Annotated in this window: 9 protein-coding genes; 6 read left to right on the top strand and 3 right to left on the bottom strand. The window is 67.4% G+C overall.

What is annotated here, in order from left to right; all coding sequences use genetic code 11:
* Positions 1–65: 65 nt before the first annotated feature.
* Together ASE89_RS07870 and ASE89_RS07865 are read left to right on the top strand one after the other, a co-directional pair.
* Complete coding sequence (locus tag ASE89_RS07870; RefSeq protein WP_056675781.1) at positions 66–2363, top strand: beta-glucosidase; 2298 nt, start codon at positions 66–68, stop codon at positions 2361–2363.
* An 82-nt stretch (positions 2364–2445) separates the two neighbouring features.
* Positions 2446–3669, top strand: coding sequence for an MFS transporter (locus tag ASE89_RS07865; RefSeq protein WP_056675779.1), 1224 nt, complete (start codon positions 2446–2448; stop codon positions 3667–3669).
* Positions 3670–3681: 12 nt separating this feature from the next.
* On the opposite strand, the gene ASE89_RS07860 is transcribed toward ASE89_RS07865, so the two are convergent.
* Both ASE89_RS07860 and bamA read right to left on the bottom strand, forming a co-directional pair.
* Complete coding sequence (locus ASE89_RS07860) at positions 3682–4518, bottom strand: glycoside hydrolase family 16 protein (RefSeq protein WP_056675774.1); 837 nt, start codon at positions 4516–4518, stop codon at positions 3682–3684.
* A gap of 206 nt (positions 4519–4724) precedes the next feature.
* Entirely contained in the window at positions 4725–7328 is a 2604-nt protein-coding gene (gene bamA, locus ASE89_RS07855) for an outer membrane protein assembly factor BamA (RefSeq protein WP_082451332.1), read from the bottom strand.
* Positions 7329–7553: 225 nt separating this feature from the next.
* Between bamA and ASE89_RS07850 the strand changes: the two genes are divergently transcribed.
* The 4 genes from ASE89_RS07850 (at position 7554) to ASE89_RS07840 (ending at position 11933) form a co-directional block, all read left to right on the top strand.
* On the top strand, positions 7554–7880 hold the full coding sequence (locus ASE89_RS07850) for a hypothetical protein (protein ID WP_056675771.1): 327 nt from the start codon (positions 7554–7556) through the stop codon (positions 7878–7880).
* 389 nt (positions 7881–8269) lie between these two features.
* Positions 8270–11092, top strand: coding sequence for a TonB-dependent receptor (locus tag ASE89_RS07845; protein WP_056675767.1), 2823 nt, complete (start codon positions 8270–8272; stop codon positions 11090–11092).
* Positions 11093–11245: 153 nt separating this feature from the next.
* Positions 11246–11422 (top strand): hypothetical protein, encoded by a 177-nt coding sequence (locus ASE89_RS20290; protein WP_156363361.1) that lies wholly within the window; start codon positions 11246–11248, stop codon positions 11420–11422.
* Between the two features lie 22 nt (positions 11423–11444).
* Positions 11445–11933, top strand: a complete 489-nt coding sequence (locus ASE89_RS07840; RefSeq protein WP_056675764.1) for a Spy/CpxP family protein refolding chaperone — start codon at positions 11445–11447, stop codon at positions 11931–11933.
* A gap of 9 nt (positions 11934–11942) precedes the next feature.
* On the opposite strand, the gene ASE89_RS07835 is transcribed toward ASE89_RS07840, so the two are convergent.
* On the bottom strand, positions 11943–12659 hold the full coding sequence (locus ASE89_RS07835) for a hypothetical protein (protein WP_056675761.1): 717 nt from the start codon (positions 12657–12659) through the stop codon (positions 11943–11945).
* Positions 12660–12678 lie beyond the last annotated feature (19 nt).

Below are 12678 nucleotides of genomic sequence, written 5' to 3'. Positions count from 1 at the left end.
CCACAGCCCGGCCGGACGCGTGTCGCAGTCCGCAGGGGGAGGCGGAAAACCGGAAGGGAATGAGGATGTCGACGGGGTATCGGGCGCTGATGCTGGGCGTGTCGCTGATGGGGATCGCGGCCATGGTCGAGGCGCGCGAGACGCCTGCGAAGGTCGCTCCGCGCAAGGCGCCAGCGACGGCGACGCAGGACGCCGGACCCGATGCGCGACGGCGGGCCGAGGCGATCGTCGCGCAGATGACGATCGACGAGAAGATCAAGCTGGCACACGGCCTGTTCCCGCCGATGGCGGCAGGCAAGACGACGGACACGCTGATCCCGTCGGCGGGTCATATCGACGGCATCGCGCGGCTGGGCGTGCCGCTGGTCCGCGAAAGCGATGCGTCGCTCGGCGTCGCCAACCAGGTCGAACAGCGCAGCGGTGACGTGGCGACCGCGCTGCCGTCGGGGCTTGCCACCGCAGCGAGCTTCGACCCCGAAATCGCGCGCGCAGGCGGCGCGATGATCGGCGCGGAGGCGCGGGCGAAGCGGTTCAACGTGCTGCTGGCAGGGGGCGTCAACCTGACGCGCGATCCGTGGAACGGGCGCAACTTCGAATATCTCGGCGAGGATCCGCTGCTGGCGGGCTCGATGGCCGGCGCGCATATCGCCGGGGTCCAGTCGAACCACATCGTCTCGACGGTCAAGCATCTCGCGCTCAACGCGCAGGAGACCGGTCGCATGGTCGTCGACGCGCGGATCGGCGAGGCCGATCTGCGGATGAGCGACCTGCTCGCGTTTCAGATCGCGATCGAGCGCGGGAAGCCGGGCTCGGTGATGTGCGCGTACAACAAGGTCAATGGCGACTGGGCGTGCGAGAACAGGCATCTGATGACCGACGTGCTCAAGCGCGACTGGGGCTATCGCGGCTGGGTGATGAGCGACTGGGGTGCGGTGCATTCGACCACGAAGGCGGCCAATGCGGGGCTCGACCAGCAGTCGGGACAGGAACTCGACAAGGCGATCTACTTCGGCGCGCCGCTCAAGGCCGCGGTGGCCGACGGCAGCGTATCGCAGGCGAGGCTCGACGACATGATCGTCCGCTATCTGACCGGCCTGATCGAAACCGGCGCCTATGACACGCCGATGCCCGCCGCAGAGGCGCCGATCCCCTATGCGCGCCATGCCACCGTGGCGCAGGACGCGGCGGAAGCGGGGATCGTGCTGCTCAAGAACGACCGCGACATGCTGCCGATCGCGCGTACCCCCAAACGCATCGTGCTGATCGGCGGGCGAGCGGACGTCGGCGTGCTGTCGGGCGGGGGATCGAGCCAGGTCCGCTCGGTCGGTGGCGCGCCGATCGAGATCCCGCTGACATCGGGGGCGGCGATGTCGTTCGCGCGCTATACCTATCACGCCTCGTCGCCGCTCAAGGCGATCACCGCGGCGATGCCGGGCGCGGTGGTGACCTTTGTCGACGGCAAGGACACGGATGCGGCGGCGCGCGCCGCCCGCGACGCGGACATGGCGATCGTCTTTGCGACGCAGTGGACGACCGAGGCGCAGGACGTGCCGACACTGTCGCTGCCCGACAATCAGGACGCGCTGATCGCGGCGGTGGCGAAGGCGCAGCCGCGGACGGTGGCAGTGCTCGAAACCGGCGGGCCGGTGCTGATGCCCTGGATCGATGCGGTGCCGGCGGTGCTGCAGGCCTGGTATCCGGGACAGCGCGGCGGCGAGGCGATCGCGAACATCCTGACCGGCGGGGTGTCGCCGTCGGGCCGGCTGCCGATCACCTTCCCCGCCGCCGCGACCCAGGCGCCACGCCCGGCACCGGTCGGTCTCGACCGGCTGACGTCGGTCGAGGCGCAGGCGGCGGCCAATCCGGCGAACGCTGCCGCGATCCAGCTCGAAAGCTTTCCGGTCGACTATGTCGAGGGCGCGGACGTCGGCTATCGCTGGTACGAGAAGCAGCGCCAGCGGCCGCTGTTCGCCTTCGGGCACGGATTGAGCTTTACCAGCTTCGCCTATCGCAACCCGGTGGTGACCGGTGGCCGGCGGCTCAGCGTGACGTTCGACGTCGTCAATACCGGGCGCCGCGAAGGCGCGGACGTCCCGCAGATCTATGTCGCGCAGGCGGCAGCGGACGGGGCGGGGACGGCGACGCCGATGCGGCTGGCGGGGTTCACGCGGCTGACGCTCAAACCGGGCGAGTCGCGGCGCGTGACGCTGACCGCGGAGCCGCGGGTCGTCGCGCAATATGACACCGCGCTGCCGGGGTGGCGGATTGCCGGGGGCCGCTACCGCGTCGCGCTGGCGCATGATGCCGCAGATCGGTCGCAGCTGCTGACGACGACGCTCGAGCCGATGACGATGAAACCCTGACCGGGGCGTAGACCAGCCGCGGCGGCGGCGGGGGTGGTTCCGAGTTGCCCGACGGCGGCGAGCGGGTCACAAGGGCACCATCGTGCCGCGTTCCGTTTTCTCTCCCCCGCATAGTCGGTTACCGTCGCCCACGCCGCGACCGCCAGCTTTCCTCCTCGTCTGCGCGCTCGCTTATGCGGGGGCGGTCGTTGGCTATCTGCCGCTGCTGACGCTGCTGCTGCCGATCAAGGTCGATCAGGTGGCGGGCGACGGTCGGCTCGATCTGCTGACGGTGACGGTGATCGCGGGAGCGATCGCGGCGAGCCTCGCGAATATCGGCTTTGGCTGGCTGGGCGACCGGTCGGTGAGCCGGGGCGGAGGTCGCCGCGGGATCATGGCGGCGGGCGTCGTCGCGACGATGGCATCCTATGCGGGGCTCGCGGCCGCGACCACGCCTGCCTTGCTGGTGGCGGGGATCGTCCTGTTCCAGGTCGCGCTGAACGCGGTGATCGCGCCGCTGATGGCGATCATCGCCGAAGAGGTGCCCGATGGCCGCAAGGGGGTCGCGGGCGGGCTGCTGGCGATGGCCAATCCGGTCGCGGCGACGCTGTCCGCCGCGCTGGTCGGGGCGAGCCGGTTCGGCGAGCCGGCGCGGTTCGCGGTCATCGCGGTCACCGTCGCTGTGTGCACGCTCCCGCTCGTGATCGTGCGCGGGACGCGGCAGGCGGGGGCGCCGCCGCCGGTGTTGCGGTCGATGCTGCGGCGCGATCTGCTGCTCGCCTGGACCGCGCGGCTGCTCGTGCAGGTCGCGGGCAGCGCGCTGTTCGTCTATCTTCTCTATTATTTCGAGAGCGTCGCGCCGTCGGTGCCGGAGTCGGTGCTCGCCGCGCGGATGGGGACGGTGATGATCGTCGCCTATAGCGTGCCGCTGCCGATCGCGGTGCTCGTCGGCCGGCTTGCCGACCGGACCGGGCGGACCAAGCCGTTCCTGTTCGCAGCGGCGCTGGTCGCGGCGGCGGGGCTGATCGCGATGATGGCGGCGCGCGACTTTACCAGCGGCGCGGCGGCGTTCTGCGTCTATACGGGCGGGACCTCCGTCTTCCTGGCGCTGCACGCGGGCTTTGCGATGCAGCTGTTGCCGAGTGCGCGGCACCGGGGACGCGACCTCGGGCTGCTCAACCTCGCCAACACCCTGCCCGGGCTGCTCGGGCCGGTGATCACCTGGGCGCTGGCGACGCCGCGCGATTTCGACGCGGTGCTGATCGTGCTCGCGGTGCTGACGCTGGGCGGGGGAATGATCCTGCTCGCCGCGCGGGGGCGGCGCTGAGGCTGATGGCGATCAGCGGCGCGACCGGTTCGGGGCAGGGCGCCAGTAGCGGACATAGTCGACTGCCATGCGTTGCGGGAAGGCGGTGTCGTCGATCCCCTTCTGCCCGCCCCAGTCGCCGCCGACCGCAAGGTTGAGGATCAGGTCATAGGGCCGGGTGAACGGCCAGGCCGCCTTGCCGCCGGGCTGATCATTGGCGACGCGCATGACCGCGCGGCCGTCGACGCCGATCGTGATGACATCCGCGCGCCAGTCGAGCTGATAGCGATGATAGCGGGTGCAGGCGGTCGGCACGCGCTTCTGCGCGCCGCGCTGCGTGCCCTTGGTATGGTTGAACGCGCCGCTGTGCACCGTCGCATGGACGACGTTCGGGTCCCATCCGACCAGCTCGACGATGTCGATCTCGCCCTCGTCGGGCCAGCGGCCGCCGCTTGGCAGCAGCCAGACCGCGGGCCAGCTGCCGCGACCGCAGGGCAGCATCGCGCGGACTTCGTAGAAGCCATAGCCGCGCGGCTCGCGCGAGACGAGCTTCGCGGAGCTGTAGCTCTGGCCGCCCCAGTCGGGGAAGCGCGCCTTCGACAGCGTCTCGCGCCGGGCCTCGATGATCAGCGAACCCTTTTCGATCCGCGCATTCCGGGGCCGGTCCTTGGCATAATATTGGCGCTCGTGATTGGCCCAGCCCTCGGCATTGCGCGAGGTGTCGAACCGCCATTTGCGGCGATCGATCGTCCGCCCGTTGAATTCGTCGGCAAAGGCGGGCGTCGTCTTGGGTGTCGGCATCGGTGCGTCGAGCCCGTAATTGGTCGCACCGAGCGTCGCAGCCTGCGCGGCCAGCAGCAGCAGGATCATCGTGTCGCCGCCGTCGGAAAGTTCGCGGGTTTGCGCTTCGGGGCGGGGTCAGGACACATGCGCGACGCTCTCCATTACGCCCCGGATCGTCGCCGCGATGTGCGGACGCGAGCCGGTGGCGTGACGGGTCTAGGGCAGCCTCCCGGCAAGCTCAACCGGGCGGTTTCGCCACGCGCAGGGCGTTTCGCAGCGGGACGCCGTGCGCACTAGAACTGGCCGCCGATATTGAAGGTGATCAGCTTGCTGTCGTCGCCATCGGCCTTGAGCAGTGCCTTGGCGAGATCGATCCGCAGCGGGCCGAACGGCGAGGCCCAGTTGACGCCGATGCCGACCGACAGCCGCGGGCTGGCGCTATTGCCCGTATAGGTCTCGCGATAGGCGCCGAGCGAATAGCTGTAGGGCGTGCCGGTGTTGGTCGTCGTGCTTGCGCCGGCGGAATCGAGGTAGAGCAGGTTGCCGGCGCTGTCGGTATATTGACGCGTCGCGGCGACGCACGCGATCGAGGTCGCGTTCGCGGCGGCACAGCTGTCAGTCAGCGTCGGCGTCCTGCCGCCGAACACCGCGCCGATATCCATGTAGACGGAGGGGCGCAGACCGAGTTCGCGCGCGCCCGAGCCCAGCGGGAGCTCGACCTCGAGGCGGGCCTGGTAATAGGCGGTGCCGCCCAGCGCGGTCTGCGTGTTCGAACTGCTGTCGGTCGAGATCGTCGCGGGGATCGTGCTGGTGTCGTAATAGGTCCGCGTCACGCGCGGCCCAACGCCGCGGATATCGAAGCCGCGCATCTGCGGGTCGCCCAGATAGAAGCGGTCGGTCAGTCGCACCTGTTGCCCGAGCCCCCTGATATAGCCGCCCTCGGCATGCGCGGTGAGGATGAAACGCGAGCCGAGATCGACATATTTCGAGTAGTTGGCGGTGCTGCGGAGATACCGTGTGTCGCCGCCGAGGCCCGCGAAATCCTGGCTGACGCTGAATTTGCTGCCCTTCGACGGGCGGGTGCGGCTGTTCGTGCTGTCGAACACCAGCGAATAGCCGATCGACGAGGTCCAGCGATTGCCGACCGCGTCGCACAGATACTGGCCGGCAACCGCGGGATCGCACGCGCCGTTGGTGTAATAGGTGTCTGCATCGAGCGTGACCTGATCATAGGACAGGCCGTAGCGTGCGGTGGCCGACCAATATTCGGTCAACGGCACCGCCGCGCGGATCTGGAATCCGGTCGAGATCTGTTCATAGGTCGTGCTGTCGGTGTCGCCGGTGGTGCTGTACGAGCTGTAATCCCGCCGGAATATATCGCCGCCCAGCGCGATGTTGGTGTCGAACAGATAGGGTTCGGTGAAGCCGAGATTGACCGATTTCGAATAGCTCGAATAGCTGACCCCGGCCCGTAGCTCCTGTCCCATGCCGCGGAAGTTGCGCTGGGTGATCGTGGCGGACGCGATGAAATTCTCAAGACTGGAATAGCCGGCGGAGAGTTGTAGCTCGCCGCTTGATTTTTCCTCGAGGTTGGTCTCGAGGATGACGCGATCGGGCGCGGAACCGGGCTTCTGCTTGATCTCCGTCTTGTCCTGGAAATAGCCGAGCGAATTGATCCGGTCCTCCGAGCGTTTGACCTGGAAGCTGTTGAACGCGTCGCCCTCCGCCAACCGGATTTCACGCCGTACGACCTTGTCCTTGGTCTGTGTGTTGCCGTTGATCTCGACGCGTTCGACATAGGTGCGCTTGGCTTCGGCGATGTTGAGGTTGATCCCCATCGTCAGCGTGTCGGCGTCCTTCTGGAACTCCGGATTGACCTCGGTGAAGGCGTAGCCGAACAGGCCGGCGGTCTGGCTCAGGCTGTCGACCGCGTCCTCCACCTGCTTGGCGTTGTACCAGTCGCCTTTCTTGAGCGGCAGCGTCGCGGCGAGCTTGCTGCTGTCGAAATCGCGGATCTGGCTGTCGACGGTGACGGCGCCGAACGTGTAGCGTTTGCCCTCCTCGACCACATAGGTGATGATGAAGTCCTTCTTGTCCGGGGTGAGTTCGGCGACCGCGGACGTGACGCGGAAATCGGCATAGCCCTGCGTCAGGTAGAATTGCCGCAGCTTCTGCTGGTCGTAGCTCAGGCGATCCTGGTCGTAGCTGGTTGCGGACGACAGCATGCGGCTGAGCCGTGCCTGTTTGGTCGCCATCTGCCCGCGAAGCTGCGCGTCCGAAAACACGCTGTTGCCGAGGATGTTGATCTGGCGGACCTTCGATTTCGGGCCCTCGCTGATTTCGAAGACGATGTCGACGCGGTTCTGGTCGAGGCTGACCATCTTCGGATCGACCATCGCCGCGAAGCGGCCCTGCCGGCGATAGAGCTCGACGATCCGCGCGACATCCTGCCGCACCGCGCTGCGCGTGAAGATCTGCCGCGGTGCGAGCCTGATTTCCTTGGTGATCTTGTCGCTCTTGAGCGCCTTGTTGCCCTCGACGACGATGCGGTTGATGATCGGGTTCTCGCGGATACGGACGACGATATTGCCGTCCTCGACCCCGGCGATCGAATAATCGGCAAACAGGTCGCTGGCCTGAAGGTCCTTGAGCGCCTGATCGAGCGTTTCTGGCGTGTAGGGGATGCCGGCGCGCAGCTTGGTGTAGCTCAGCACGGTCTCGGGCTCGATCCGCTGCGCGCCCTCGACGCGCAAGGTTCGGATCGTCCGGACGGCGGGATCGGCTGGTGGCGTCGGGGCGGGGGGCTTCGCATGCTGGACGGGCGCTGCGACCGCCGTGCCGCCGAGCGTGCCGGCCAAGGCCAGGGCCATCGTACTGGCGCCAAATTCGAACATCATGGGGAGGTCTCCGGGTGAGACCGGGCGCCTGGGCGGGCGATGTTTCCGGCGGATGGCGCGCGCCGGCCGGACTGCAACACTGGGTCACCAACGAGCGCGACCGCGCGGTCGCCGGGCCCGGCTGACACATGGAGCAAGTGGCGGGAAATGTTCGGGACATGGTCGCTGGCTAGAGCGCCGTGCGGGCCAATCGGCTCGCCCCTTCATCCTGCGAGGACCATCGCCATGCGTGTCGCCATCAAATCCGTCCCGTCATCCGCGCCGATCAGCGCGCCGACGCTGCCGCCGCTCGTCGACAATCCGTTCGCGCCCGAAGTCTTCGCCACGGGGCTCGCCGGGCTCGCCAATCTGTCGGGCGTGATCGTGCTGACGCTGGAGAGCGCGCGGTGCGATCACACGCGCGACGCGCCGTCGGTCGAGCGGGTCGTCGTCGGGCGGGTCGCGCTGACCAACGGCGCCGCGCAGGATCTGGTCGCGGCGCTGAACCAGTTCCTCGAGCAGCAGGGGCTGAGCCCGAGCAAGGCGATGGCCGCCGGGTCGACGTTCCAATGAGCCGCGCGACCGTGCCGCCCCCAGCCGGTATCCGCGGGTCGTCGGCCACCGGCTTTACCGTGGCGATCGAAGCGCTGCGGTTTGGCGTTCGAGTACAGAGCCGAGCTGTGGATCAGCGCGTGCGAAGCGTGACCGTGGTGTTCCGCCGACCGGCGGCGTGATGCATGCCTGATGTCCGCGTTGCGATCAAAGACACGATACAGTCTTGGTTGCGACATGGTTTGTCACAAACCGTGGCTGCGTAACAACAGGTCGAACGCATGACGGTTCGATGACGACTTAGCCGTTGTCGACCCCGTCAAATCCCTGCAGCTTTGCCGGACGGACCATATCCGTCATCGCAAAAAATGCCTCGCAACCCAAAGTGTTGCGGCTCAGGGAGTATCACCATGCGTCTGGACTTTCGCAAACGCCTTCTGGCGTCCACGCTTCTGCTTGGCTTGAGTGCACCGGCCGTCGCGCAGACCGCCGACCCGGCAACGCAGGCGGTGCCGGACAACGCCGCGCCGGCCGATGGCGAGACGATCGTCGTCACCGGATCGCGGCTGGGCGGTCTCCAGTTGCAGCAGGCGTCACCGATCGCCGTGGTCAGCGCGCAGGACTTCGCACTGTCGGGCCAGCCCAATGTCGAGAATGTCCTGAAGGACCTGCCGCAGCTGGTGCCGAGCACGACGGGGGCGTCGAACAACCCCGGGGGCGGGGTGGCGACCGCGGACCTGCGCGGGCTGGGTTCGACGCGAACGCTCGTGCTCGTCGATAACCGCCGCTACGTCGCCTATGACTCGAACCAGGTCGTCGACCTGAACACCATCCCCGCCGGGCTGATCGAACGCGTCGACATCGTCAGCGGTGGCCGGTCCGCGGTCTATGGCTCCGACGCGATCTCGGGCGTGATCAACTTCGTCATGAAGAAGGATTTCAGCGGCGCGGAGGTGAATGCGAACTACCGCATCAACGAAGCGGGCGATGGCGGCACGTTCAACGGCAATTTGCTGCTCGGGGGGAATTTCGAGGACGGGCGCGGCAATGCGACGGTCTATTTCGATTATACCAAGCGCAACGGCATCCTGCAGTCGGCGCGCGACTATTCGCGACAGGCGCAGGTCGATGATGGCGAGGGTGGCCTGATCGCAGGCGGGTCGGGCTCGATCGAGGGCACGCGGTTCGCGATCGGCGGGGTGAACCGCAAGTTCGAACCCGATGGAAGCTTTTCGGCCTATAGCGCCGCGACCGACGCCTATAATTATGCGCCGTCCAACTATCTGCAGGTCCCGCAGGAGCGGTTCCTGATGAGCGCGCAGACGCATTACGACGTCAGCGATGCGCTGACCGTCTATGCCGAGGGCCAGTTCATCAACAACCGCGTGAAGAACCAGCTCGCTCCGACGCCGTTCACCGGGTCGGTCTCGCTCGACGCCGATTCCTCGTTCCTCTCCGCAGGATCGCGCGCGCTGCTCCAGGGGCTCGATACGGATGGCGACGGCTATGTCACCTCGACCATTTACCGGCGGCTGAGCGAGGTCGGCAACCGCGTGTCGAGCCTCGACAACACCGCCTATCGCACGGTGCTGGGTGCGAAGGGCGACGTCGGCGGTGGCTGGAACTACGACGCCTATTACAGCTATTCGCGGACCAAATCGATCGAGAGCCAAACCGGGAACGTCTCACGCAGCCGCGTGCTCCAGGCACTGCGGACGACCTATGACACCGGCGGCAATCTGGTGTGTTCGGATACGAGCAATGGCTGCGTCCCGCTGAACATCTTCGGGGCGGGCAACATCAGCGACGCGGCCGCCGCGTTCATCACCATCCCCGTGCAGAATTCGAGCACGATCAGCGAGCAGGTCGCCAGCGCGTCGATCTCGAACCGCGAGCTGTTCGATCTGGGCGCGGGCCCGGTCGGGATCGTGTTCGGAACCGAGTATCGCCGCGAACAGGGCAGCTACAATCCCGATTTCTCGCTGTCGTCGGGCGACGTGGTCGGCTTCAACGCGGGCGAAGGCCTGGGCGGTGGGTACAACGTCAAGGAAGTCTATACCGAGGTCGCGGTGCCGCTGCTCGCGGATCTGCCCTTCGTGAAGAAGCTCGAGGTCAACGGCGCCTACCGCTATTCCTATTATTCGACCGCGGCGAAATCGGTGAACACCTATTCGGGTGGTGCGGTCTGGTCGCTGATCGACGACGTCGCGTTGCGCGGGCAGTACTCGAGGGCGGTGCGTGCGCCGACCGTGTCGGACCTGTTCAGCGGCGCGTCGCAGGACTTTCCCGCCGCGACCGATCCGTGCACGACCGCGGTGGCGCTGACGAACACCAATCTGAATGCGAGCTGCCTGTCGAACGGTGTCGCGGCGTCGGTGATCGGCACCGCCTATGACGGCGGCAGCACGCAGATCCAGACGGTGAACGGCGGCAACCCCGCGCTGCGCGAGGAGACGTCCGACACCTACACCGCGGGCATCGTGCTCCAGCCGCGCTTCCTGCCCGGCTTCTCGTTCACCGCGGATTACTACAAGATCAAGATCGCGAACTATATCTCGACGGTCGGCACGACCAACCTGATCCGCGCCTGTTACGGCGACGCGGACAATGGCTACACGCCCTATGACGCGGGCTATTGCGGGTCGTTGCCGCGCGACGCGAACAGCTTTGCGATCACCGATGCGGCCAACACGCTGGCGAATACAGGGGGCGTGACGACGCGCGGGGTTGATTTCGAGGCGCGCTACGGCCTGCCGCTCGGCTTTGGGGCGTTCGGTAGCGACACCAGCCGGCTCGACCTGCGCTTCAGCGGCACGCGGCTGATCGCGTTCGACTATAACCCACTGGCGGCGATCCCCGACCTGACGATCGACTGTGCGGGCAAGTTCGGCCAGACCTGTGGCAACCCCTATGCGAAATGGCGGCTGTCGACGCGCGCGACCTATTCGACCGGGCCGATGACGGTATCGGTGCTGTATCGCCATCTGTCGGCGGTGAAGGACGACGACAGCGCGACGACCTATGCGGTCGAGCGGATCAAGGCCTATGACTATTTCGACCTGACCGCGGCGTTCAGGATCAAGGACGGCTTCACCTGGTCGGTCGGGGTCAACAACCTGTTCGACAAGCAGCCGCCGATCCTGGGCGACAATCAGCAACAGGCGAACACCTATCCGTCGACCTACGACCCCTATGGCCGTGCGTTCTTCGTCAGCACGAACGTGAAGTTCTAGGAACGAGGACTGGTACGACCGCGAAACGCCCCCGCCATCCATCGTGATGGCGGGGCTTTTTCGCGTCTGTCGTCCGGGGGGCAGCTCGCGGAAATATTCGGGACAAACCGCGCTGCGATATCCGGTCCGACGGAATGAACCGGGGAGCCAGCCATGCCGATGCCATCACCGCGGACCACCGATTGCAGCGTCGGGCGTCATCTGCCCCGGTCGCGGCACCGCGATGTCGCCGGCGCGTCGATCCAGCGCGCCGCCTGCCGTGGATGCGGGGCGACGATCACCAAATCCGCGCTGAGCCGGCGCTGGATCATATCCGGGATGCTCGGCTGACACCGGGGGAAGGACGATAACGATGATTTTGCAGAAACCGCGGTCGTCACGCTGGCTGGCGGCGATGCTGCTGCTCGGTGTGACCTGCACTGCCAGTGCCGAGCGCCCGCGCGGGCCGGAGCGTGGGCCCGCAAATGTCGATGCGATGCGGACCCGCGAGGCCGACGATATCGCGCTGCTGCTGCATCTGCGGCCCGATCAGCGTGGCGCGCTCGTTGCGTTCCTGTCCGAGCGGGGGCCGCCTCCGCCGCCGCGCGACGGCGGGGAGGGGCCGAACATGCGCCCGGGCCCGTCGATGCCGGGTGGCGAGGATTTCGCCCGCCATCTCGAACGGTTTGAAGCGCAGGCGACCGAGCACGCAGCGCATGACCGGTCGCGCTTGATCGCAGCACGCAGCTTCTACGACAGTCTCGACACGCCCCAGCGCGCGGGGTTCGAGGCGCTGATGCGGCTTCGCCATGCGCCTCCGGGGCCGGGCGGTCCGTTGGGGGCCGGGCCGCCACCCGGCTGATCCGGCCCGTCAGTGCGCGGGCGTCAGCGGTGGAGTCCCGAGTTGGTCGTCGCCGTTGCGCCAGGTGTCGCCGCCCGCGCGCGGCACTTCGTGACGGCGGATCGCGCCGTCACCATTGCGGTCGAGCGCGGCGAACCGGTCGGCGGCGGCCTTGGCGAACTCTGCCCGGTCGACGCCGCGGTTGAAATTCAGATCCGCCGACGTCACCGGTTCGGGCAGGTCGAACAGACCGAAGCGGCCCGCGCCGATCCGCAAGGTCGCGTCGGCGGTGCTGGTGCGGCGGCTGGCGGCGTTGCCACGCTTGCCGGATCCGGTGTCGGGACGTCCCCCCGATCCGCCGCGTCCTCCACCGCGGACGCGGATTTCGGGGACGAGGATATTTTCGTACCAGGCGATATCTTCAGGGTTGATCTCGCCGTCGCGGCTGCGGTCGAAATGCGCGAAGACCCGTGTCGCATCCGCCTGAAACTCGGCGCGGGTGATCCGGCCATCGCCGTCGCGATCGGCACCCTGGAACCATATCGTCTGCGCCGCGCCGGCCTTCTGGGTCGACCGGAACGGTTCGCCCATCGGGCTGATGAACAGCTGGCCGCGCCCCTGCTGCGGGCGATTCCGGGCAGGTCGCGCCGGCTCGGCGCTCGATTGCGCCGCCGCCGCGACATCCGGGGCAGGGGCCAGCGCGGCCAGCATCCCGCCGGCGATCACCGTCCATGCGCGCATCGACATCGGTCTTCTCCTGTTTCGG

This window comes from Sphingomonas sp. Leaf30 (assembly GCF_001422525.1).
Taxonomy (GTDB): domain Bacteria; phylum Pseudomonadota; class Alphaproteobacteria; order Sphingomonadales; family Sphingomonadaceae; genus Sphingomonas; species Sphingomonas aerolata.
Note: the sequence above shows the minus strand (reverse complement) of the source record. Positions and strands in the feature narration are given on the sequence as shown.

Coding starts and splice junctions, on each gene's coding strand:
- ASE89_RS07870 (WP_056675781.1), top strand. CDS start 66: ATGTCGACGGGGTATCGGGCGCTGATGCTGGGCGTGTCGCTGATGGGG.
- ASE89_RS07860 (WP_056675774.1), bottom strand. CDS start 4,518: ATGATCCTGCTGCTGCTGGCCGCGCAGGCTGCGACGCTCGGTGCGACC.
- bamA (WP_082451332.1), bottom strand. CDS start 7,328: ATGATGTTCGAATTTGGCGCCAGTACGATGGCCCTGGCCTTGGCCGGC.
- ASE89_RS07850 (WP_056675771.1), top strand. CDS start 7,554: ATGCGTGTCGCCATCAAATCCGTCCCGTCATCCGCGCCGATCAGCGCG.
- ASE89_RS07845 (WP_056675767.1), top strand. CDS start 8,270: ATGCGTCTGGACTTTCGCAAACGCCTTCTGGCGTCCACGCTTCTGCTT.
- ASE89_RS20290 (WP_156363361.1), top strand. CDS start 11,246: ATGCCGATGCCATCACCGCGGACCACCGATTGCAGCGTCGGGCGTCAT.
- ASE89_RS07840 (WP_056675764.1), top strand. CDS start 11,445: ATGATTTTGCAGAAACCGCGGTCGTCACGCTGGCTGGCGGCGATGCTG.
- ASE89_RS07835 (WP_056675761.1), bottom strand. CDS start 12,659: ATGTCGATGCGCGCATGGACGGTGATCGCCGGCGGGATGCTGGCCGCG.